Here is a 21,693-nt window from a genome sequence, read left to right as displayed (position 1 = left end):
CTGAGGTATCTCCACCCAGAATGCGTCATTCCGAGTTGTTTGCAAATACCATCATGAATTAAATCACAGACAGAAAGCGGATTATTCGTGGCGCCAGCTTGGATGGCGCTTTTCGACAAAGGCACCGATCCCTTCGCGGGCATCGTGTTTTTGCATATTGGCGGTCATGACATCGGATGCATAGGAATAGGCCTGTGTTAAGGGCATCTCGACCTGTTTGTAGAAGGCCTGCTTGCCCAAACGCACGGTCATGCCCGACCGGGCGGCGATTCCGGCGGCCAATGCGTTGGTGTGATCTTCAAGTTCGTCATCCGCTGCCACATCGGATACCAGTCCCATGGAAAAGGCGGTTTCGGCATTGATCGGGTCACCGGTCAAAAGCATGCGCATGGCATGTTTGCGGGCGATATTGCGGCTCAGTGCGACCATTGGCGTTGAGCAAAATAGGCCGATATTCACACCGGGTGTCGCGAATTTGGCCGTGCTGGCGGCAACGGCCAGATCGCAACTTGCGACCAACTGGCAGCCCGCAGCCGTTGCCATGCCGCGCACACGGGCAATCACCGGCTGCGGCAGGCTGACAATGGTCATCATCAGTTCGCTGCATTGATTGAACAGGGCGGCGTGCTGATCACATTCGGTGATGCCGCTCATTTCCTTGAGATCGTGACCGGCACAAAAAACCGGGCCTTCTGCCGCGAGGATGACGCACCGAATATCATTTTCAGTGGCGATTTGTTCAAACGCGCTCTGCAAGGCGGTCATCATCGCACCGGAGAGTGCATTGCGACGCGTTGGATTGTTCATCTTCACGGTGACGAACCCGTCATGGTCTGTACGTGTGACAAGCGGGCTGTCGGTTGCGGCATCGGTCATCGTGTTCCTCCCGGCGAACTGTTTGAATGTGATGTATTTTTGATTTTTATATCACGGTAACTCGTAGTAGAATTGCACGTAACGGGTTAAAAATAAAACCCTAGGGTTCGAGCGCATTCACATGACTGACCGCGACGATCATGTGGATGCGCTTGGCCCTTGGAGATGTGCCGAATTTCTGGTGTTTGTGCCTGATTTATAAAATGCATTCGGCAAGTGGTTGTGGATGAGTGAAAACATACCCCGTCGGCGCGGAAAAGCACCGGGTCGTTTTTTACCGACCCGTAAAGTCCGTGAAGGCGTCAAGCTGACAAAACCTGTGCGAGAAACGCCCATCAAGCGGTTTGATCGCAAGGACATGATGGAACGCGACCTTGAACGGTATCGCGCCGAAGCGCGTGCGCGCCTTCTGGAAAGAGGCTTTGATATTCCGGCCTTTTTGATGCCCAAGCCGAAAGTTGATCCTGATGACGAAGATGGTGACCAGAATCCTGATCCCGTTATCGCGCAGGATGTAACCCCGCCTGCCATGGTGGGGCCAAAGCCGTCCCCGCTTATCAGCAGCGCGAAGCTTGCCAGCACCAAAAACGAACATGCCGCGACCGGCCCCAAGACCAAACCGCGGCGCCATGTCTATGTGCAGAACAAGACAAGTGGGCTGGTATCGATGTTCCTGCCCAAGGAAGACCAGCAGGCCTTTACGTCATCAGATAGATCGTACGCAGCCCATGTAGCCGCGCAGGCAAAGGACCCTGCGGCCCATGCGGCGGCCCAAAAGGCGGCCATTGCCGAAGAACGCAGCGCGTATGACGAATATGTTGAAAGCCTGAATGGCGGGAAGACATTGCTTGATGGCATGCGTGAGGGCGAGGACGGTACTGGCAGCAATGCCCAGAATGACATTTCCGGTCGGGTTGATGACCTTAAAGAGGCCGAGGTGCGCAAGTCGCGCATCAATCTGCCAGACAGTGAGTCGAACTGGGCCGTTGAAGATGACCTTGATGCCAAGCGACAGGCGATCTTGCAAAAGCAGGGAAAATCGTCGGGCGCATCAAAGGGAAAATCATCAAGAGGCCGCAAGCAGGCTGGTGAGCCGGTCAGTCTGAACAAGATGTTGGCGCGCCTTGCGGCCTATATGATTGCGGCTGTGGCGGTTGGGTATGTTCTTGTTCTGACGGTCAACGAATTTTCATCAATCATCGGCCGGTAACACAAATACCCAACTGTTGCCGAACGGTTGCCTTAATCCCCATATATTAGGAAGGCAATCAATGATGTGACGCCAAAGCCCTTGGGACCGGCGTTACATAAAAAGAGGGACCAGGTCCGGGGAAGACAGAGCAGATTTATCCGAGGCGGGGGCGCCGCGATCATGGCCTGTTGAACAGGTGTCAGGATCACGGCGGAAGATGAGAGTTCACCCTTGTTGCAGGAGCCAGCGAGTGACGCTGTGAAATCGCCATGATGTATGACGAAACCGGTCAGCAAGACCGACAGCCTGTATATCTGCCCGAAAACCGCCATCACTGGGCATCCAATGACGAAGTCGACAAGCCGGTGCGGGATCTTTCGCGCGGGCCGGTGCGCGCCCGGTTCAAGCGCCCGGCGGATGAAACGTCGCCCATATCGATCAGCACATGGATGAAAGAAAACCTGCCGGCTATCGGGGCAACCGCGATTGCGGGCATCGTGATCCTGTGCGTGGTGGTGGCGATTTATACGGATGTGGTTGGGATCGTGACCCGATAGGGGAGGCCTGGATACACATTTGATGGCATGCGGGTGCGCAAATTATTGACGTTAACGTAAACGTTATGTCAGGCTATCTTTCTGAAACAATAAATGCTGCATAAAGCAGCCTCAGAGGGAGGCCAACCAAGCCATGAACAGTTCCGCAACGCCAACCGGTGTGACGCCGGCTGACTTTGACGCCATCATGCGTGAAAAGGTGCCATTTGTTGGCGATATGGGGGTGGTGACCGAAAGCCTGTCGGAAGACACCGCTGTGCTGCGTTTGCCGTTCAAGGAACGCTATCTGCGCCCGGGCAATGTCGTGACCGGGCCTGCGATCTTTGCGCTGGCCGATATTGCGCTTTATGCCGTGGCCTGGCTTGTGGTCCCCAAGGCGGACCTGTCTGTTACGACAGAGGCGACCGTGCATTTCCTGTCCGGGGCAAAGCCGGGCGATCTGATTGCGGAGGCCAAGATCCTTAAGGCGGGCAGGCGGCTTTTGATTGCGGAATGCCATATTCGATCCGCAGTGGATGACAGCCTGTGTGCGCATGTGGTCGGGACATATGCCATGCCACCGGCTGAAAAATAATGCGATATTGTGTGGTAAAATAATACCGCTACTCATAAGTCGTTGATTTAATGTGAAATATTCCTGTTGTTTTCCTGTTGAATGCTGGCATAATGCGCCGACTTTCAACGAGGGAACAATCCCTCCGTGGAACCCAGTTTTCGAGTATAGAAATAATGAAAACCTTCACTGCGACACCGAGCGACATCGAGCGCAAATGGTTCGTGGTCGACGCAGAAGACGTCGTCCTTGGCCGCCTTGCAGCCGTTGTTGCCAACCGTCTTCGTGGTAAACACAAAGCGATGTTTACCCCGCACATGGACTGTGGCGATCACATCGTCATCGTCAATGCCGAAAAAGTCAAACTGACTGGCCGTAAACTTCAGAACAAGAAGTTCTACTGGCACACCGGTTACCCGGGCGGCATCAAAGAACGCACCATGGACAAGCTCCTGAACGGTGAGCACCCGGAGCGCGTGATCATCAAAGCTGTTGAGCGTATGATGACCCGTGGCCCGCTGCGCAGCCAGGTTCTTTCCAAACTGCACGTCTATGCTGGTACCGAGCATCCGCATGAAGCTCAGAAGCCGGAAGTCCTCGACGTAGCGGCTATGAACGAAAAGAACAAGCGGAGTGCTAAATAATGGCCGACACCAAAACTCTTGAAGATCTCAAGGATCTGGCACAGGGCGGCGAAGTTGCTGCAGCTGCAGAAGGCACCCTGCCGGAGCCGAAGATCGACGCACAGGGCCGTTCCTATGCAACCGGCCGTCGTAAGAACGCAATTGCACGTGTCTGGATCAAGCCGGGCTCGGGCAAAGTCACCGTCAATGGCCGTGAGTTCGAAGACTACTTCGCACGTCCGGTTCTGCGCATGGTGATCAACCAGCCGTTCGGCGCAACCGATCGTAAAGATCAGTTCGACGTTGTCTGCACCGTAACCGGTGGCGGTCTTTCCGGTCAGGCCGGTGCCGTTCGTCACGGTATCTCCCGTGCACTGACCATGTTCGAGCCGGCACTGCGTTCGTCACTTAAAGCTGGTGGGTTCCTCACCCGTGACTCGCGTGCAGTTGAACGTAAAAAATACGGTCGCGCCAAAGCTCGTCGTAGCTTCCAGTTCTCGAAACGTTAATTCGTTTTCGGGCAACAGGCTCGCGATACTGTTTGGAAAAGCGTCATCTTCGGGTGGCGCTTTTTCTTTTTGCGGGTTTGGTTCTCAAGCCAACAAAAAAGCGGCGTCTTCAAAACGAAGGACGCCGCTTTTGTTTGATGTAGAGCCGTGTGGTGGCGTTACTGCCAGCGGTCCGAGAAATCGCGCGGGATCATCAGGATATCGCGATCGACCTTGGTGATGTCCGTATGGCCGCAAAGTGCCATGGAGACTTCAAGTTCCTTGTGAATGATCTCCAGCGTCTTGGTGACGCCAGCCTCACCCATTGCGCCCAGGCCATAGACATAAGCACGGCCGATATAGGTGCCCTTGGCACCAAGGGCCAAGGCCTTCAGTACGTCTTGGCCAGAGCGGATGCCGCTATCAAGGTGGACTTCGATCTTGTCCCCGACGGCATCCATGATGGCCGGCAATGCGCGGATGGAGGACAGGGCGCCGTCAAGCTGGCGACCGCCATGGTTGGACACGATGATGGCATCGGCTCCGACATTAAGGGCTTCCAGGGCATCGCGCGGATCAATGATCCCCTTGATGATCAACGGGCCATCCCACATTTTGCGGAATTCGCGAATGCGGTCCCAGTCCAGGGAGACGTCGAACGCTTCGGCCGTCCAGGTCGTCAGTGATGATGCGTCGGCAACCCCCTTGGCGTGGCCAACAATGTTGCCAAAGAAGCGGCGTTTGGTGCCGAGCATGCCAAGGCCCCACTGCACCTTGGTCATCATGTCGGCGACCGATTTGACCGTCAGCTTGGGCGGGGCGGAGAGGCCGTTTTTCAAATCCTTGTGGCGCTGACCCAGCATCTGAAGGTCGACGGTGATCACCGCGGCCGAGCAGTTGGCCGCTTTGGCGCGGTCAAACAGACGCTTCATGAAGTCATCGTCTTTGAGTGTGTAGACCTGCAACCAGAAGGGTTTGGATGTGTTTTCTGCGACATCCTCGATCGAGCAGATCGACATGGTCGACAGCGTATAGGGTACGCCGAACTTTTCAGCTGCGCGGGCGGCCTTGATCTCGCCGTCAGCGCTTTGCATGCCGGTCAGGCCGACCGGAGCAAGGGCGACAGGCATGGAGACGTCCTGACCGATCATCTGGCTTTTGGTGGTGCGCCCGGCCATGTCGATTGCGACGCGTTGACGCAGGTGAATGTCCTGAAAGTCGGTGGTGTTTTCACGGAATGTCTGCTCGGTCCAGCTTCCGGATTCTGCGTAATCGTAAAACATGCGCGGTGTGCGCCGCTTATAGATACGTTTCAGGTCTTCGACGCAGGTAATCACTGGCATGAGGTCAACTCCGAATAAAGGGCGCTTGGTAATGGTAATACCAGTTTCCGAGGTTATCGCAAATCGAATTGAAAATCAGCTTCTGACTTGCGGTTTTTATATGCTGGAATGCGGGCGAGGGTGTTGGCGACAAAGAATTTTAAAAAGAGGGATCGAAATTTCCAGAGGGTGTGATAAGAACAAAACCACTGACGAGATAATTTCAAAATTCAAGGTGTGATCCGATGGTTGGAACGATGCGACGAGTTTTCAAAACATAACCGTTTGAACCTCTGTTGGATGACCTTGCGATATGTGAAGGGCCGCTGATGGAGCGGTCTTTTTTTTGTGCCAATTTCAAAGTTTGGCCATGAGCCCACCCCCAATGAAAGGGACCCCCGATATGCAGTACAGAAAGCTGCACGACGCCGATTTTGATGCCGCAACCGCATTCCTTGCCAACCATGCAGCGACTTGCATGGTGCTGCGCGGGAACCTGCGAACTGCCGGTATTGAGCGACGTCGTCATCCGCTTTCTGGAAACTGGTTCGGGGCAGTGGCCCAAGATGGCTCCATCAGCGCGATTGTCGCGCAATTTGCCAATGGCAATGTTTTTGTCGAGGCCGGGGATCAACCCGCGATCCCGACGGCGCTGACCGAGGCGTTCGTTGCCGATCCGCTCAAGCCGGTGGCGGGGGTGTTTGGTGATGCCGATCCCGCACAGGATATGCTGTGTCAGCTTGGATTAAAGGATGCGTGTTTTGCGATCAATGCATCGGATGTGCTTTACGAGCTTGATCTTGCCAAACTCATCGTGCCGCAAAATGCGCGTGCCGATGATTTCCAGATGGTCGATGCCGAAAAGATCGAACGCAACACGTTGCTGCGCTGGCTGCGCGCCTATGAGATTGAGGCACTGGGCGCGGAAGATACGCCAAGCCTTGATAGCAAGATTGCCTCACGTCTTGTCCATGCGCTGGACGGGCGAACAATGTGGGGCCTGATCGTTGATGGCAAGGCGGTGTCGCTTTCAGGCTTTAATGCGACCTTGTCCGATATGGTGCAAGTCGGCCCCGTCTGGACCCCGCCCGAGCAACGCTCAAACGGCTATGCCCGCATCCTGGTCGCCAAAACCCTGCTAACTGTGCGGGCAAGGGGCGTTAAACGCGCCATCCTGTCAACGGATAGTGAACCAGCAGCCAAGGCCTATGAGGCGCTGGGGTTTAAGAAGGTCGGGCGGTATCGGTTGGCACTTTTGAACCAGAATATGAAGGTGGCGAGTTAAGCGTGCGAATTGAAATTCGGGGCCGTCATCTTTTCAGGCTCCGAATTTCAGGATTCTCAGGATGGTTTTTCATTCTTTTTGAGCGCCATGACGAGCATGCCCATTGTTTGAACGGCAGTTTCCTTCGACAATCCCGGATAGGGCAGATGCTCTTGCTTGGGGCGTTCCGGGAAGAGGTTCTTTCTTCCTAAAAATGTCTCAGCCACCCATTTGTTGCCTTCCTTGTGGGTGCGCATCAGGTCGTCGGCCTGTTGCGGGCTGAGGACACTGTATTTATTTGGTTCTTGATTGTGTTGCGTTAGCGTCATCAGATCTTTGTGGAGCATGCGCTTTTCTTCGATCGATACGGGTAATCGATTGAGTATCTTTTGAACTTCGAGAAGGTCGCGTGAAAGGCTGATATTCTCTCTTTGATCTTTGTTGTGTGAGATCAAAGGTAATAATTCGGGGCGAATTTCTTCGACCAAATCACCAAGGATACCTGATTTGTGTGTTTTGGCCTCTTCGTACGTTTTGACGACCAGTTCGTCTGCGCTGAATGCGGTTAGCCAATTGCGAAGCTGTTTTTCGTAATCGCACTGATCTCGCATGGTGTCGATGGCCTCAGACATGTCTCCAGCATATCCTTGGGCTTTAACCATCTGGTTGTACCAGGACTCCATGAAATCGTCCTGGCGCCGCAGGTAGACAATCAGTTTCAGTTTTCGTTGGGTTAGCCAAGCGTGTCTATCCATCAGCTCTTTGAGCTTGGTGGGCTGCGGGAACAAGAAAAAGTTCTCACTGGAAATCAGAACATCTGAGTTGGACGAGGTTATCTCGTCGCCGATTTTACCAGCGAGCTCATCAAGCGATTTGGGTTGCCTCGTCGACCAGTCCGGATATGCGCCATTTAAGAGTAACGCAACGTCATGGTGCCCATACCCCCGTATTGTTGCATCTGGATACAGCAGGCCATTGTTTGCGAACTCTTTTTGATGGTCGCAAAAATACTTTTGAATATAAGTTGTACCTGTCTTTGGAGCACCGAGATGTATGTAAAGGCATTTGTTCTGCATTGGATTTGTGCTTTTAATTGCAAAGGACTGACGATACTCTAACGATAAATAAACGTCACCCTGCTATCTAAGGGCAAGGTCCTGAACAAGTATCGCAGATAGGTTCCGTTGCCTTTCGTGGAGCGACAATGCCGAAACCAGAAGAAATTTACGAGCTTCATGCAGCTTCTTGTAATGAAGATGACTTCTGGGGACAGGTGAAACGCACTGTTAACGGCAAACCGATATCCGAAGAAAATATAGCTTTGATTGTGGAGCAATCGCGCAATCTTTTGCAGCTGCAGAAAAGCGATCATGTGCTCGATTTGTGCTGCGGGAATGGTGCTTTGACGCATCGCGTATTTGAGGATGTGGAAGATGTCATTGGGATTGATGTTTCACCCAGTTTGATTGCAACCGCGCGGAAGTTCTTCGGTTCCGACAAGCGCATCGAATACGTTGTCGACGATGTTTTGCAGGGGGTGAAAGCTTTGGCCCCTGATCGTGCGCAATCAAAGGCGTATATGTATGGTTCTCTGCAATATCTACCGCAGGGAAAAGTGGTGGAACTCTTTAAGTTTCTGTTTGACCGTTTTCCAGAATTGACCCGGTTTATGGTGGGGAATGTCCCCGACCGTGAAAAAAAAGATGCCTTTTACAGCTCAAAATCACTGAGTCCGGATGCTGGAAATGACCCGGCATCGCCAATAGGGGTTTGGTATTCAAAGGCGGAATTATCTGAAATTGCGAGCCAGTGTGGCTGGGATGTTGAATTTCATCAGATGCCCGATGGGCATCATGCCCACCACTACCGTTATGATGCTGTGTTGGTGCGGGGAAGTGTTTGATGTCAAAGCGAGCAGTGATTTGGCTTAGCAGTATGCCGAGGTCTGGAAGTAACTGGGTTTCTCAGATTTTGGCGTCGCATTCAGATGTTCGGTTAAAGTTTTGCCCGCTGTTTTCATATGAATTCAAGAACGCCTGCGGGATAAACTCCACCGGCGATGATTGGCAAAACCTGTTTGAGGCTGTGTATGAACGCGAAGGCGCGTATCTTGATCAGCACTACCTCAGAGATGAAGGGCTGCTGCCAGCGTTTAAGAATAAAGCGGATGCGCCTTCGCATTTGTGTATCAAATCAACACGGTATCATGACCTTACGCGGTCGATTGTTGAGAAATGTGATAACGTAAAGTTTGTTGCCCTAGTTCGGAATCCTGTTGCAACCATCCATTCATGGATAAAGAACCCCAAGGAATTTCCCGCGACGGCAGACCCGATGCAAGAATGGCGGACTGGTGCTTGCAGGAAATTTGAGGATGGCAATCCGATCACTGGCGAATTCTGGGGGTTTGATGACTGGAAGCAAGTCACAACAGAGCAGCTTCAGTTGGCCGAAGAATATCCGGATCGGGTGAAAATTCTACGTTACGAGGAACTTGTCGAACAAGGCCTGCCTGTACTTGAGGACCTTTTTGACTGGTTAGGACTGCCCGTCACAGAGGCGACGCTCGAATTTTTCAAGAGCTCCCAATCCAAGACAATTGATAACGTGCGGGCCGTTTATAAAAAGCCTGAAGATGTCGCGCGTTGGAAAACCGAGGCCGTTGACGATATCAGATTTACGATCGGTTCTGAGTTGGTTGGGAGGCAATTGTCGGGTTTTGTCGACTATGAGACGCTTGCGCTTGGGGCTGCCTGGAAGCCGGGTCAGATAATTGGCGACGCGGAACGTTTACCGCTTGCTGAACGTGGAACCAAGAGCAGTCTGAATGAATTGGCTGTTTTTGGCGGGAAACCCTTGTTTCCCAAAAATCAACCACGTCCAAAAGGGCAGCTCGCTGTGCCGGATTGGGCACGTTTCGAAGCCTGTGTTGATGCGGCATTTGAAGCCAAAAGATTTACCAATGACGGCCCGAACACGCGTGCACTCGCGGAGGCGTTGGCTTCGTATCATCAAGTTAAGCACGTTGTGATGTATTCGAACGCCTGCGTAGCGCTGATCGCTGCGATGCAGGTCTTGTATGAGCAGCGTGTTGCGGATGACCCCGCGCTCAAATCACGTCGGCTGAAAGTGCTGTTTCCAGGTTTTACCTATGTCGGTTTACCGCATTTGATCCGATGGGCGGGGTTCGAGCCGGTTTATTGTGATGTCGATCCTGTGCGTCATACGATCGATCCTTCCGCTGCCAACGCACTCATTGATGAGGATACCTTGGCGATTATGGGGGTGCATCAAGTGAACGCCCCCTGTGACTGCGATGAGCTTGCAAAGCTGAGCGAGGCCACAGGTGTTCCCGTGTTCTATGATGCGGTTCATGCTCTTGGTTGCAAAATGCCAAATGGCATGCCGTCCGGTGGCCGGGGCGAGATGGAGATATTCAGCCTTCATGCGACCAAGATGCTAAATGGGACAGAGGGCGGCTACATTACGACAAATAATGACAGGCTGGTTGAGTATCTAAGCGAATTTCGAAATTTTGGTTATGTCCAAGCCAGCCGTATTTCTTGTATCGGTCTGAATGGCAAGCTTAACGAACTTCATTCTGCCATGGCCCTTGCGTCACTTGATACGCTTGATGACGTTTCAAAGGGAAACAAAGCGCGCTTTGAGGCCTATGAGGCGGCACTGGCAAATGTTCCGGGCATCAAACTGATCCCTTACGCTGATCATTACTCTCAGCACAATTATGAGTTTGCTGTGATTTTGCTTGATAGTGAAGTGTGGCCTCTGTCACGGGAGGAAACTGTATTTCTGTTAAGAGCAGAAAATGCACTCGCCGTGCCTTACTACAATGAAGTTTTGTACCGGCTGTCAGATTACCCACCATCCAGTCCTTCGGATCAGCCAAATACGCCCAGGGGGCTTCAGGTTCCGGAAAGTTTGACTGTTACTGATCGATTGGCCCGGAGTATGATCCAGTTGCCTGTTGGTGATCTGGTATCTGTCAATGATTGCCAGATAATAGGTGAGTGGTTTGAATCAGTATCCACACTCGGAAACGCAATACGACAAGGTCTTGGTCAGTTGGAGGGCTCAGCATAATGCTGAAGCGAACAATTGACGATTTGAAGATTCTTGGTGGTCAAAAACAGTTTGAGCAAGAAAAACCGGTTGGGCAAATCCATATCCCGGATCGAAGTGAATTCGATGTCTGGATGAGGTCGGTGATGCAACGACGCTACTTCACCAACCACGGCCCATTGGTTGGGAAGCTCGAAGAAGTGTTGCGAGAGCGCCTCGATGTTGAGCATGCCTACACGGTGACGAATGGCACGGTGGGATTGATGGTCGCGTTGGTGGCGTTGGACATCAAAGGCGAAGTTCTCGTTCCATCCTTCACTTTTCCTGCCACGGTCGAAGCTTTGAAATGGGCAAAGCTAACGCCCCGTTTTGTGGACGTTGATCCGCGAACACACATGATATCGCGCGAGACCGTTGAGGAGCATATCAACGCGGAAACCTCAGCAGTACTCGGTGTGCATGTGTGGGGCAGGGCATGTGATCCGGAAGGCTTGCAGTCCTTGTGTAAGGAAAAGGGGCTGAAGCTGATTTACGACGCCTGTCATGGGTTTGCATGCGACTACAAATCGACAAGTCTTGCGCGGTTTGGCGATGTTTCTGTCTATTCGATGCATGCAACGAAGGTCGTTAATGCCGCCGAGGGCGGGGCCGTTGTCACCTGTGACGATGCGTTGGCTGCCCGAATTAACACTGTTCGCAATTTTCATCGAACACCCGCGGATGTCGAGGTGGAGATGAGGATGAATGGCAAGATGAGCGAGCTGCAGGCTGCGATGGCGTTGATGGCGCTCGGAAAGCTAGAGCAAAATGTCGAGAGGAACAAAACACTATACTCCTCCTACATTGATGGCCTTGCGGATTTGCCTTTTTTGAAGGCTGCTTATCTGGATAAGGACGGAAAAAACAATTTCCAGTATTCTGTATTTGAGCTTGCCGAAGATTGCCCACTCTCACGTGATCAACTTGTAACGATCCTGCGTGCAGAGGGTGTTTACGCCCGACGCTATTTTTATCCCTGTGTGCATCGGCTGGACCCGTACCGCGATGCACATAATGCTTCGAGTACGTTTTTGCCAAACTCCGAAGCATTGGCGGAAAAGGTGTTCCAGTTGCCATCTGGCGCACAGGTCTCTCTTGAAGACACCAAGGCCATTATCGGGATTCTCAGGGTAACTCTTAACAATGCCGGGCAGGTTGCAGAGCAAATAAAAGACTTCCTTGTATGTGAGGCGGGGTCTCAATGAAGCTCGGAATTATGCAGCCCTATTTCTTCCCGTATATGGGGTATTTCGACCTGATCGTGAAAACCGACCAGTGGGTGGTGTTTGATGTTGTCAAATATCAGTCGAAATCATGGATGAACCGGAACCGTATTCAGGAACCTAACAAAGGCGAACAATTCATCAGTGCCCCGATCATTAAGAAGTCAGGGCACTTTATTTCTGAAATGCAGGTTCTTGATTTCAATCGAACAGCTGAAAAGTTGCTGAGACAGCTCAACGTTTATCGCAATAAGGCACCATATTTTGATGCGGTTCGGGAGATGGTCGCAAACGCATTTTCTGAGTGTGCAGATGATAAGCTGTGCAGTTTGAATATTTCTGGGTTGCGCAATGTGTGCCGGTTTCTGGACATACCGTTTTCGTATGATGTCTGTTCAGAGTTGGATTTGGACTTTTCCGCCGTCACGCATGCCGGACAATGGGCTCTTGAGATTTCCAAGCAACTGGGAGCATCGACTTATATAAATCCGTCAGGGGGTGTCGATTTATTCGATTATCAAGAGTGGCAGTCCGCCGATATTGGAATTGAATTTACCAGTTTACCCAGCCTGACGTTCGATGTTCCGCATCCCTTCCAGTTTAAGCCTAACCTTTCGATTATTGATACCTTGATGTGGAATAAGCCAGAAACGGTTGTCGAGTACTTAAAAAACCTACCCACGTCTCGTCACCCTGATGCACTGCAGTGAGTTGTCAAATTGGCAGTTACTGACGAACGGGCAGGGCATATTGTTCAGTGAACGAAGGAAAAAGATCCATTAATTATTCTAACTTGGTTGATCCGGCATTCTACGCTTCTTGCTATCAGTTTGCATTGGACCAAACAGCATTACCCCCAGACGAGCACTTTTCGAGGTTCGGTGCAGAGCTGGGGTGGATGCCAAGGGCCAACGTGGACCCCTGTGCGCTTGCGGTGCTAAAGGGGGCGGACGACGTCGCTGAAGGGCTTGATGGCCTTGATGAAGCTACGATTAACAGTGCCTATACAGTTAATCAGCTTGCCAGGATTTTGCCATCGCATTCTGAAACAGGTCCCGTGGACTTTGGTGGCGGTGGCGCCGTTGACATGTTCTCTGCCGAAGAAGTTCGTAAAAATCGCGCTGCTGCCAGTCAGTTTGGCCAAGCCCAGGAGCAAAGTGTTGAAATCGGAGACGCTGGTTACCAACTGGCCTGCCCCGATGTCAGTGTGATATTGCAGAAGCTCGAAAGTGGTGAACCATTCTCCAGTGTCAAATTGCCGCATGGCCTTTGGGACGCAGTTGCATTTTCAGAGCGTCTTGGAGGAGCACTGCGCAACAGTAAAACTTTCGAGTGTCTTACCGATACTCAAATTCGCTACCTTGGTCGGCGTTGGGCAAGAAAGCTGACACCGAACAACGGTTGCCTGGTAGAAGGGTTTATTGACGACCTGTTCTCTGTTCTTTCTGAAAAAAATCGACCCGAAAATGCTTATATCGGTTTGGCTCTAAAAGGGTTTCCAACCCATGATGGCCGTTTGTGGCACATTCCAGGAGACCATCACGATAAACTCGCGGCGAGATTTTCTTCAATCAGTCAGTACTTTGAGGACGGATACCGTTTTTGGGATGGGACGCTTTTCAAGCGTTACGCAATCAGCGGCAGTCTTCCGGCGATTATGGACGCGGTCAGAAAGCGGCCTTCAATCCTTATTGCGTCGCAAAAGCTTGATGTTTTGCCCCAACGCTTGAACATGCCGTTGATGGGGCACTACAAGATCCCTCCAAGCAATATCCACAGCCACAGATACGAGGTGTTCAACCACCTTTGTCGAGCAATCGAGGGCATGAAGCATCGTTTCGACAGTTCGCCTGTGGTTATTTCTCAGGCGGGTGGCTCTTTTGCATTTTGGTTGCTTATGCGTTTACAGCGTAAGTTTCCTGAAGTGACCTTCATGGATATGGGACAGGCATTGAATATCTGGGTTCTGGACCGTCAGGGGCCGATGCCGTGGCTGAAAATATATGCAGAATCAATTGTTAGAAACTGCAGGCTTGGCCCTTACTACAAAGCGCTCGGTCACGCCAATGTACTTCAAAAATTCGATCCAGCCGCTGTGCTTGAATAATACCTGAATCGAATAAAATTGCAGTTATACTGTTATTTGTTAAGGCAAGTTGGAGCACAGTTGATTTTAGGGAAAGTCGATTCAAGTCTGTTAATTGAGGATACGATGCATGCCGATCATTCGTTCGGGAAATAAGGTTGCCTATTTTTCACACATTCCCAAATGTGCTGGATCGGCAATTGAGGCCTATATCCATAAATCTGGCAAAGCACAGCTTTCTTTTTTGGATAACCGTTTTCTGTCTCATCAGCCTCAAACTCTATGGACGAAGTCTTCTCCGCAGCATGTGGATGGGGTGTCTTTAGCGCGGCTGTTTCCGTCAGCATCCTTCTTTGATTTGTTCTTTGCGGTAATACGCAATCCATATGATCGCCTGAAAAGTGCATACAAGTTTCAAAAATACGTCGAGCGGAAAATTGCGGCGGACGTTGACTTTAAGAAGTTCGTTTTGTCGCTTGATGAAACGGCGATCAACACCATCGGTCTAAATGACAATCATTTCTTGCCGCAATACAAGTTATTCTATCCCAAGGCGCCGTATATGGTGTTCAAATTGGAAGAGGGTTTGGACCCTGTGAAAAAGTGGTTGGATCTTCATCTTTTCAACGAAGAGCAGTCTCACGAAATCGGAATTGTTAATGACTTTTCCAAACGCGGGATCAAAGTTGATGAGGATCTGTCCTGGGATGATGAGATGCGTGGCGTTGTCTCGAAACTGTACAAGCTCGACTTCGAACTGTTTGGCTATGATACAGGTCTTTGATCAAGTGCCGCTGATTGACTGAATTTTTTAATTTAACAGGGCCGCAAATTTTATGAATTCGCCTTACAACATCTGCATCGTCCAGCCGACCGGTTACATCCATTCGATGGCGTTTGCCGAGCTGGCCGAGCTTTTGATGTATTCGATCCAGGAAGCAGGGCACCCGGCACAGATCCAGACCAATCAGTTTGTGCAAGGGGCCGTCAATATCATCGTCGGGGCGCATTTGCTTGATGTTTCCGCGTTGCGCGCGGTGCCGGAAGGGACGGTTATTCTTAATACCGAACAGCTGACCGGTGTTGGTGAGGCGTGGCGTGGGCAGTTGACAGGTTGGTTCCAGTCCGGTCTGGAAATCTGGGATTACAGCCCGGCGAATATCGAGGTTATCACGGCGCTTGGCGTGGAAAATGTGCGCTATCTGCCGATCGGGTATCAGAAAGAGCTGCAGCGCATCGACATCACCGTCGAGCAGGATGTTGACGTTCTGTTTTATGGCTCGGTCAATGAACGTCGACGCGCAATTTTCAACGAGATCGAGGCCCGTGGGCTCAATCTTAAGGTGCTGATGGGCGTTTATGGCAAGGAACGCGATCAGTGGATTGCACGATCAAAGGTAATCCTGAACCACCATTACTATGAGAGCCAGATTTTCGAGATCGTACGCGTGTCCTATCTTCTGACCAACGCCAAGGCCGTCGTGGCCGAGGTCAACCCGGAAACAGTCATTGAGGACCGGTTCCGCAAAGGGGTGGTCGATGTCCCGTATGACGGATTGGTCGATGCGGTAAGCGACCTGATTGCCGACCCAATCCGGCAAAAGGCGCAACAACGCCGGGCCCTGAACAGCATCATCAAATATCCCCAGGTCGACTTCACCAAACCGCTTCTGGAATTCATGCACTAAGGCAAATGAAATGACCCAGCCACGCACGCGCCTGAGACCTGTTGCGGGTTTTGTGTGTGTCTGGTTCGTGCTTGCCTGCGTCTCGGTGATTGCGCTGAGCCCAGCTGCGGTCGCACAAAGCCTGTCACAGGTTCTCTATCGCTTTGAAAACCGTGCATTGACGCTGGGTCGATATGGGGCGGTGGCAGTGTTTCAGGAGCGGCTGTTTGCGCGGGCGGGGAATTGTTCGGGGAAGTCTGCCAGCAGCTATGGCACGCCGGACGGGATTGTCGGGGCGAAGACGCGACAGGCGATCATTGATCTGCAGCCGTGTTTGAATGCATCGGTGCGCGCGGCGGTCGGGGCAGGGCATTACGGGGCGATAACAGTCGGGCTCTGGCGGGTGTTGATGCCTGCCCAGATACCGCCACCTGACGCGATCACACGGGCCAACCACCTGACCTTTGCGCTGGAAGGCACGGACTATGACGTTATTCAGTTTAATTTCTGTCAGTCGAAAAATCCCCGCAGCGGCAAGACCTTTCTGGAAGGTGATCCCTATTGCCATACCAATGATCCGCGCGCCTATTTGACATGGGGGCCACGCGGCGCCACGGCCGGGGCCGGTGCGGAAATTCAGCAGATCCTGTTTGCCGCCGAGCGGGCCAATCCCGGATTGCTGCAAAACGCATTCGGCCCGTTCACCGAAGACATGCATCGTCTGGCGCTTGGCAATAATGATGCGGCGTTTGATGTGCTCTGTGCGATCTGGGTCGATGACGCAAAACGAGCAGAGTTTGAGAAACGGTTTGCTGCCTATGGCGCGCGGCCGAAAGTGCAGGATGCTTACCACCGGGTTTATGACGCCGCTAATGCCGATGGCGGCAAAATAGCGCGATTTTTCAAATTGTATAGCGCCATTAAACCGGTGATAAAGCGCGATTCGACCGAGATTGATTTGGCTTTTTTCATCGACCGCGCCACCCATGGGTCCGTACCGCCGGGCGATATCGGTCCGCTTGTTGATCGCATGACGAAGTTCGCCACCCGAACGCGCAATGTGCCAAGCCCGGGCGAACTTCGCAAACAACTGGCCGCCTGGTTGCCAACGCACCACAAATATAATGACCGGCTGGCGCGCGATGCGATTTTTCTGGTCGATGATCCGAATGTGATTTTATCAGATGCCCATCGCCGCATGTGGTTGCAACGATCTGGGTTGAAAGCCAGTGACTTTGGCCTGTCAGACAGCCGATATGTGGTAAGCTATCCGGTGGCTGCCCCCACGGGATATGAGAAGATCGAGAAGTTCTATACCGTTTTGCCCGAAGATGCGCGAGCCTGTCCTGATAGCGTACGCCGGGCGCGCAAGAAATAGGCAAGGGTGATCTGTGCGCATGAGCAAAGCGCATGGGAATGTTGCAGATTATCAGGGATATTTGCCGCCTAATTGCTTGCATCTCGGGGGCTTGTTTGCCAACATCCGCGCGTTATCAATACCCGCCAATCTGCGGGTGCCTAACTCGGAGCAAGATTTGATATGAGTGACGTTAAGGTCAAAGTCGGAATTCTCGGTGCCAGTGGCTATACCGGGGCGGAATTGGTTCGCATTCTTGCGCATCATCCAGCTTCGGAAATCACCCTGTTGACCGCAGACCGACGCGCCGGACGTCCGTTCGGGGAAGTCTTCCCGCATCTTGCCCATATTGACCTCCCGACCATGATCAAGATCGAAGACGCCGACTGGTCGACCGTGGATCTGATTTTCTGCGCCTTGCCGCATGGCACGACCCAGGAAGTCATTGCCGGTCTACCAGAACATGTAAAGGTCGTGGATCTGTCGGCCGACTTCCGCCTGTTTGACCCGGCAACATACAAGGAATGGTACGGCGCGGAACACACCGCACAGGACCTGCAGAAAGAAGTGGCCTATGGCCTGACCGAATTGCATCGTGAAGCAATCAAAAAGGCGCGTGTTGTTGCTAATCCGGGCTGCTATCCGACCCCGGTGCAGCTTGCCCTGGTACCGCTTCTTGAAGGCAAGATGGTGCATTCGGACGACATCATCATTGATGCCAAATCCGGTGTCACCGGTGCTGGCCGTTCGCCCAAGGAAATGACCCTGTTTGCCGAAGTGACCGAGGGCATTCATGCCTATGGCACCGGCGGGCATCGCCACGCGCCGGAGATCGAGCAGGGCCTTGCCTGGGCGAGTGGCAATGATGTTGTGGTGAACTTTTCCCCGCACCTCATGCCGATGAGCCGCGGAATCCTTGAGAGCATCTATGTCAAAATGACCGATGGCACGACGCCCGAGGATATCCAAGCCGCGCTTGAAAAGCGTTTTGCCGATGAGCCGTTTGTCCGCATCCTGCCATTCGATGTGACGCCGCAAACCCGTCATGTGCGTGGGTCGAACTATGTCCTGATGGGTGTGGTCAAGGACCGCGTGCCGGGTCGTGTGATCATTGTTGCGGTCGAAGACAACCTGGTCAAAGGCGCATCCGGTCAGGCGGTTCAGAACATGAATGTCATGCTCGGCCTGCCCGAAACCATGGGTCTTGAGATCGAGCCGCTGTTCCCGTAAGCGAACCAGCGATAAAGCATTAAAGGCGGAGCCAAATGGCTTCGCCTTTTTTGTTTTCGGGTAAGGATGCTGTTGGGCATTGGTCGAATTTCGTCACAGCGGGCTTTCATGTCTGGGGGATCAACTTTAGACTGGTGGCAAATGTTTGAACGCCAGTTTGTGAAAGGTCCATCATCATGCGTTTGTCCTATCGCGGGGTTAAGCCCACCATTGATGAAACCGCGTTTATCGCGCCCAATGCGACCATCATTGGCGATGTCGAAATCGGGGGGGAGACCGGGATTTGGTTTGGCTGTGTCATTCGCGGCGATGTCCATGAAATTCGCATCGGATCGCGTACCAATATCCAGGACCTGACCATGGTCCATGTCGCCAAGGGAAAGTTTGGCACCTATATCGGTGATGACGTCACCATTGGGCATTCGGCGATCATTCATGCCTGCACGCTTGAAGATCGAAGCTTTGTTGGCATGGGGGCAACCGTCATGGATGGCTGCGTCATCGAGCAGGGCGGCATGCTTGGTGCCAATGCGCTTCTGGCTCCGGGCAAGCGCATTCCGGCGGGCGAGCTTTGGGCTGGTGTGCCGGCGCGCAAGGTCCGTGACCTGACACAGGAAGAAATCGAGTTTTTCAAGGTGTCGGCGGATCGTTATGCCGATCTTGCGCAGGAATATGTCAAATCGATCCCCGAAGATCTGGCGTAAGATCCAAGCAAAACCCATCAAAATAATTTGCCTGCCATGATGCCCGGGCCCCCTTTTACACAGGGGCATTTTCGGACATCATCATATGGATAAAGGGAAAAATGTCCTGTCGGACGTATAAGGCATATCAGACGCACCAAGGAAAATTGCGGGAAACGCAAACATTAACAGGGGCGCTGATCACGAACTGGATGTGGGGTTAATCAAATGACTGCATGGCGGGTACTGCCTTGCATGGTTGTGATGTTTGTTCTGTTGCTTGGGGGAATGCAGACAGGGCAGGCAAAGCCGATCAGTGACTGTTCACGTCCGCTGATCATTCGTGCATCGGAAAGTTACAGTCCGTTTAGCATGAAGGATGAAAACGGCGTTGCCGTTGGCATCGACAATGTCTTTATTGCCAAGGTGATGAAATCGGTCGGCTGCGACATCCACTTTGTGTTTTTGCCTTGGAAGCGGTCGCTTTATGCGGTCGAGAAAGGGGAAGTCGATATTCTGCCGTCTGCCTCCTATACGGAGGAGCGGGCAAAATATGGTCTGTTTTCCGTGCCTTATCGCAATGAAGTAATCGGTTTTGTGGTTCGCAATGGCGATGCCGGACGCATTGGCCTTGGCAGTCTTGAAGATGTCATTGCCCAGGATCTTGTAATCGGGCATGTCCGCAGCGCCTATCGCGGTCAGGCGTTTGAGGATTTCAAAAACAGCCCCGAAGGTGCCAAGCATGTCAGTGATGTCTCGGTCGGGCCGCATGGGCTGCAGTTGCTGTTGGCCAATCGGGTGGATTTGTTGCTTGGCATTCCGGCCGCCTATATCGCCCAGGTAGAAGAGCTTGGCTATGGCCGCACCGTGGAAGAACATCCCTTCATTCTGGGGCGGGAGCCGGTGCGTTTGATGTTTTCGGCCAAAACCATTGCCTCGGAACTGGCGCACAAGATTAGTGATGCGATCCGGAAAGAAATCCAAACCGATGAATATCGCGCGATGTATGGCAATCAGGGGATTGATCCGGATTAGATACAATGGGCGCAGGCCAGCTTGCCATTGACTTTTATCAAGGCGAAGCGCAACTGTGTGGGTGTAAATGCATAGCGTTCGCGATTAAAGTAACTTCGCGATCCTTGCCAAAACACGACCAGATTGAAGTATTTCCGATGTCATTCACAGCCCGTTCCTTCATGCGTTTTACAACTCTTGCCGCCCTTTTGGGATCGGGTGCAGGCAGTCCTGCCTTGGCCGAAGACGCATCGGAAATGTTGCAGCGCCTTGCGCATGCGAATGAGGCGGCGACAGCCGGGCTATCGGAAATCGCTGCCGCATCAGATGCCGAGTCTCCGTTTGCGAACAAGGCACAGCTTGGCGAGGCGCTTTATTTCGATACCAACCTGTCGGCCAATCGCACCATGTCATGCGCGACTTGCCATGATCCGTCACTGGCGTTTCGTGATCCGCGGGTGGATGTTGCAAGCGGGGCATTTTCATTGGGGGATGATGGCAAAAGCCTTGGCGATCGCAATGCGCCAACGGCCGCCTATGCCAAGTTTTCCCCGCCATTCCATGTGCGCGAAGATGGTGTTGCGGTTGGGGGACAGTTCTGGGATGGCCGGGCGATGGATCTGGCCGAGCAGGCCGGGGGGCCGCCACTGAACCCGATTGAAATGGGCATGCCCGACAAGGCCAGCGTGGTTGAACGCCTGCGTGAGGACGATGATTACGTTGCGGGCTTCAAGGCATTGTTTGGCGATGATGTCTGGTCTGATCCCGATCAGGCCTATGCGGCGATGACCAAGGCAATTGCCGCGTTCGAGGAAGACGAACAATTCGCACCGTTTGACAGCAAATATGACCGGTTCCTGCGCGGCGAATACAAGATGACGCCGCAGGAAGAACTGGGGCGTGTTCTGTTCTTCTCGCAGCAATTCACCAACTGCAATACCTGCCACATGCTGAAAACCAGTCCGACAGCAGAAGGCGAGACCTTTACCAATTACGAGTTCCACAATATCGGCGTGCCACGCAACGTTGCGACACGCGATGCCAATAAAAAAGACGTGGCATTTACCGATAACGGTTTACTCGATAACGCCGCCATCGAAGACCCGGCCTATCGCGGAAAATACAAAACCCCGTCACTGCGCAATGTCGCAGTGACAGGGCCCTATATGCATAACGGCGTCTTTGCCGATCTCGAAACCGTGGTCAGGTTCTATAACAAATATAACAGCAAGGCCGAGATCAATCAGACCAACCCGGAAACCGGCGCGCCGTGGGGTGAGCCGGAGGTGGCCGAAACCATATCTCTTGAAGAGCTTGAGCAGGGCGATGCCCTTGATACGCAGCGCATCAAGGCGATTGTTGCCTTCCTCAAAACGCTCACCGATGAACGTTATGAGCCGTTGCTGGCCGAGCAGGAAACTGCAAGCAAGGACGAGTAG

The 21,693-nt window shown here is 52.6% G+C and carries 21 protein-coding genes; 18 read left to right on the top strand and 3 right to left on the bottom strand.

Going from position 1 to position 21,693, the window contains the following annotated elements:
- Positions 1–81: 81 nt before the first annotated feature.
- On the bottom strand, positions 82–876 hold the full coding sequence (locus ACXAIA_RS07520) for an enoyl-CoA hydratase (protein ID WP_475348799.1): 795 nt from the start codon (positions 874–876) through the stop codon (positions 82–84).
- 226 nt (positions 877–1,102) lie between these two features.
- Here ACXAIA_RS07520 and ACXAIA_RS07515 point away from each other — a divergent pair, with 226 nt between their 5' ends.
- The 5 genes from ACXAIA_RS07515 (at position 1,103) to rpsI (ending at position 4,310) form a co-directional block, all read left to right on the top strand.
- Positions 1,103–2,086 (top strand): hypothetical protein, encoded by a 984-nt coding sequence (locus ACXAIA_RS07515; protein ID WP_475348798.1) that lies wholly within the window; start codon positions 1,103–1,105, stop codon positions 2,084–2,086.
- Positions 2,087–2,337: 251 nt separating this feature from the next.
- On the top strand, positions 2,338–2,625 hold the full coding sequence (locus tag ACXAIA_RS07510) for a hypothetical protein (protein WP_475348797.1): 288 nt from the start codon (positions 2,338–2,340) through the stop codon (positions 2,623–2,625).
- A gap of 133 nt (positions 2,626–2,758) precedes the next feature.
- Positions 2,759–3,199: a PaaI family thioesterase gene (locus tag ACXAIA_RS07505; RefSeq protein WP_475348796.1), complete on the top strand. Its 441-nt coding sequence runs from the start codon at positions 2,759–2,761 to the stop codon at positions 3,197–3,199.
- Between the two features lie 155 nt (positions 3,200–3,354).
- Complete coding sequence (gene rplM, locus ACXAIA_RS07500; RefSeq protein WP_062955298.1) at positions 3,355–3,822, top strand: 50S ribosomal protein L13; 468 nt, start codon at positions 3,355–3,357, stop codon at positions 3,820–3,822.
- A complete protein-coding gene (gene rpsI, locus ACXAIA_RS07495; RefSeq protein ID WP_475347501.1) occupies positions 3,819–4,310 on the top strand; it encodes a 30S ribosomal protein S9 in 492 nt (163 codons plus the stop codon). Before rplM ends, rpsI begins: the two co-directional genes overlap by 4 nt.
- A gap of 158 nt (positions 4,311–4,468) precedes the next feature.
- On the opposite strand, the gene ACXAIA_RS07490 is transcribed toward rpsI, so the two are convergent.
- Entirely contained in the window at positions 4,469–5,632 is a 1,164-nt protein-coding gene (locus tag ACXAIA_RS07490; RefSeq protein ID WP_475348795.1) for an alpha-hydroxy acid oxidase, read from the bottom strand.
- Between the two features lie 382 nt (positions 5,633–6,014).
- On the opposite strand from ACXAIA_RS07490, the gene ACXAIA_RS07485 reads away from it, so the two are divergent.
- Positions 6,015–6,896, top strand: coding sequence for a GNAT family N-acetyltransferase (locus tag ACXAIA_RS07485; RefSeq protein ID WP_475348794.1), 882 nt, complete (start codon positions 6,015–6,017; stop codon positions 6,894–6,896).
- A gap of 56 nt (positions 6,897–6,952) precedes the next feature.
- Here ACXAIA_RS07485 and ACXAIA_RS07480 read toward each other — a convergent pair whose 3' ends face one another.
- The gene (locus tag ACXAIA_RS07480) at positions 6,953–7,951 is read right to left on the bottom strand and encodes a hypothetical protein (protein WP_475348793.1); all 999 of its coding nucleotides are present in this window, start codon (positions 7,949–7,951) and stop codon (positions 6,953–6,955) included.
- 128 nt (positions 7,952–8,079) lie between these two features.
- Here ACXAIA_RS07480 and ACXAIA_RS07475 point away from each other — a divergent pair, with 128 nt between their 5' ends.
- The 12 genes from ACXAIA_RS07475 (at position 8,080) to ACXAIA_RS07420 (ending at position 21,693) form a co-directional block, all read left to right on the top strand.
- On the top strand, positions 8,080–8,778 hold the full coding sequence (locus ACXAIA_RS07475; RefSeq protein ID WP_475348792.1) for a class I SAM-dependent methyltransferase: 699 nt from the start codon (positions 8,080–8,082) through the stop codon (positions 8,776–8,778).
- Complete coding sequence (locus tag ACXAIA_RS07470) at positions 8,778–10,976, top strand: aminotransferase class I/II-fold pyridoxal phosphate-dependent enzyme (protein ID WP_475348791.1); 2,199 nt, start codon at positions 8,778–8,780, stop codon at positions 10,974–10,976. Before ACXAIA_RS07475 ends, ACXAIA_RS07470 begins: the two co-directional genes overlap by 1 nt.
- Positions 10,976–12,199 (top strand): DegT/DnrJ/EryC1/StrS family aminotransferase, encoded by a 1,224-nt coding sequence (locus tag ACXAIA_RS07465; protein WP_475348790.1) that lies wholly within the window; start codon positions 10,976–10,978, stop codon positions 12,197–12,199. Before ACXAIA_RS07470 ends, ACXAIA_RS07465 begins: the two co-directional genes overlap by 1 nt.
- Positions 12,196–12,927, top strand: coding sequence for a WbqC family protein (locus ACXAIA_RS07460; protein ID WP_475348789.1), 732 nt, complete (start codon positions 12,196–12,198; stop codon positions 12,925–12,927). Before ACXAIA_RS07465 ends, ACXAIA_RS07460 begins: the two co-directional genes overlap by 4 nt.
- A 47-nt stretch (positions 12,928–12,974) precedes the next feature.
- Complete coding sequence (locus ACXAIA_RS07455) at positions 12,975–14,324, top strand: hypothetical protein (RefSeq protein WP_475348788.1); 1,350 nt, start codon at positions 12,975–12,977, stop codon at positions 14,322–14,324.
- 109 nt (positions 14,325–14,433) lie between these two features.
- Positions 14,434–15,087 (top strand): sulfotransferase family 2 domain-containing protein, encoded by a 654-nt coding sequence (locus ACXAIA_RS07450; RefSeq protein WP_475348787.1) that lies wholly within the window; start codon positions 14,434–14,436, stop codon positions 15,085–15,087.
- 52 nt (positions 15,088–15,139) lie between these two features.
- Positions 15,140–15,991 (top strand): hypothetical protein, encoded by an 852-nt coding sequence (locus ACXAIA_RS07445; RefSeq protein WP_475348786.1) that lies wholly within the window; start codon positions 15,140–15,142, stop codon positions 15,989–15,991.
- 10 nt (positions 15,992–16,001) lie between these two features.
- The gene (locus tag ACXAIA_RS07440) at positions 16,002–17,348 is read left to right on the top strand and encodes a hypothetical protein (RefSeq protein ID WP_475348785.1); all 1,347 of its coding nucleotides are present in this window, start codon (positions 16,002–16,004) and stop codon (positions 17,346–17,348) included.
- Positions 17,349–17,510: 162 nt separating this feature from the next.
- Positions 17,511–18,557 (top strand): N-acetyl-gamma-glutamyl-phosphate reductase, encoded by a 1,047-nt coding sequence (gene argC, locus ACXAIA_RS07435; protein WP_475348784.1) that lies wholly within the window; start codon positions 17,511–17,513, stop codon positions 18,555–18,557.
- Positions 18,558–18,733: 176 nt separating this feature from the next.
- Positions 18,734–19,261: a gamma carbonic anhydrase family protein gene (locus ACXAIA_RS07430; RefSeq protein WP_475348783.1), complete on the top strand. Its 528-nt coding sequence runs from the start codon at positions 18,734–18,736 to the stop codon at positions 19,259–19,261.
- Positions 19,262–19,468: 207 nt separating this feature from the next.
- Positions 19,469–20,275 (top strand): substrate-binding periplasmic protein, encoded by an 807-nt coding sequence (locus tag ACXAIA_RS07425; protein WP_475348782.1) that lies wholly within the window; start codon positions 19,469–19,471, stop codon positions 20,273–20,275.
- Positions 20,276–20,412: 137 nt separating this feature from the next.
- Entirely contained in the window at positions 20,413–21,693 is a 1,281-nt protein-coding gene (locus ACXAIA_RS07420; RefSeq protein WP_475348781.1) for a cytochrome-c peroxidase, read from the top strand.

The sequence above is a fragment of the Thalassospira sp. ABL2_045 genome (genome assembly GCF_056161285.1).
This window is presented reverse-complemented; position numbering and strand designations above follow the sequence as displayed.

Excerpts from the sequence above, each read along its gene's own strand:
- ACXAIA_RS07505 (WP_475348796.1), top strand. The coding sequence starts at position 2,759 with ATGAACAGTTCCGCAACGCCAACCGGTGTGACGCCGGCTGACTTTGAC.
- ACXAIA_RS07425 (WP_475348782.1), top strand. The coding sequence starts at position 19,469 with ATGACTGCATGGCGGGTACTGCCTTGCATGGTTGTGATGTTTGTTCTG.
- ACXAIA_RS07520 (WP_475348799.1), bottom strand. The coding sequence starts at position 876 with ATGACCGATGCCGCAACCGACAGCCCGCTTGTCACACGTACAGACCAT.
- ACXAIA_RS07460 (WP_475348789.1), top strand. The coding sequence starts at position 12,196 with ATGAAGCTCGGAATTATGCAGCCCTATTTCTTCCCGTATATGGGGTAT.
- ACXAIA_RS07490 (WP_475348795.1), bottom strand. The coding sequence starts at position 5,632 with ATGCCAGTGATTACCTGCGTCGAAGACCTGAAACGTATCTATAAGCGG.
- ACXAIA_RS07420 (WP_475348781.1), top strand. The coding sequence starts at position 20,413 with ATGTCATTCACAGCCCGTTCCTTCATGCGTTTTACAACTCTTGCCGCC.
- ACXAIA_RS07480 (WP_475348793.1), bottom strand. The coding sequence starts at position 7,951 with ATGCAGAACAAATGCCTTTACATACATCTCGGTGCTCCAAAGACAGGT.
- ACXAIA_RS07465 (WP_475348790.1), top strand. The coding sequence starts at position 10,976 with ATGCTGAAGCGAACAATTGACGATTTGAAGATTCTTGGTGGTCAAAAA.
- rplM (WP_062955298.1), top strand. The coding sequence starts at position 3,355 with ATGAAAACCTTCACTGCGACACCGAGCGACATCGAGCGCAAATGGTTC.
- ACXAIA_RS07510 (WP_475348797.1), top strand. The coding sequence starts at position 2,338 with ATGATGTATGACGAAACCGGTCAGCAAGACCGACAGCCTGTATATCTG.
- ACXAIA_RS07445 (WP_475348786.1), top strand. The coding sequence starts at position 15,140 with ATGAATTCGCCTTACAACATCTGCATCGTCCAGCCGACCGGTTACATC.
- ACXAIA_RS07440 (WP_475348785.1), top strand. The coding sequence starts at position 16,002 with ATGACCCAGCCACGCACGCGCCTGAGACCTGTTGCGGGTTTTGTGTGT.
- argC (WP_475348784.1), top strand. The coding sequence starts at position 17,511 with ATGAGTGACGTTAAGGTCAAAGTCGGAATTCTCGGTGCCAGTGGCTAT.
- ACXAIA_RS07430 (WP_475348783.1), top strand. The coding sequence starts at position 18,734 with ATGCGTTTGTCCTATCGCGGGGTTAAGCCCACCATTGATGAAACCGCG.
- ACXAIA_RS07485 (WP_475348794.1), top strand. The coding sequence starts at position 6,015 with ATGCAGTACAGAAAGCTGCACGACGCCGATTTTGATGCCGCAACCGCA.
- ACXAIA_RS07475 (WP_475348792.1), top strand. The coding sequence starts at position 8,080 with ATGCCGAAACCAGAAGAAATTTACGAGCTTCATGCAGCTTCTTGTAAT.
- ACXAIA_RS07470 (WP_475348791.1), top strand. The coding sequence starts at position 8,778 with ATGTCAAAGCGAGCAGTGATTTGGCTTAGCAGTATGCCGAGGTCTGGA.
- ACXAIA_RS07515 (WP_475348798.1), top strand. The coding sequence starts at position 1,103 with ATGAGTGAAAACATACCCCGTCGGCGCGGAAAAGCACCGGGTCGTTTT.
- ACXAIA_RS07450 (WP_475348787.1), top strand. The coding sequence starts at position 14,434 with ATGCCGATCATTCGTTCGGGAAATAAGGTTGCCTATTTTTCACACATT.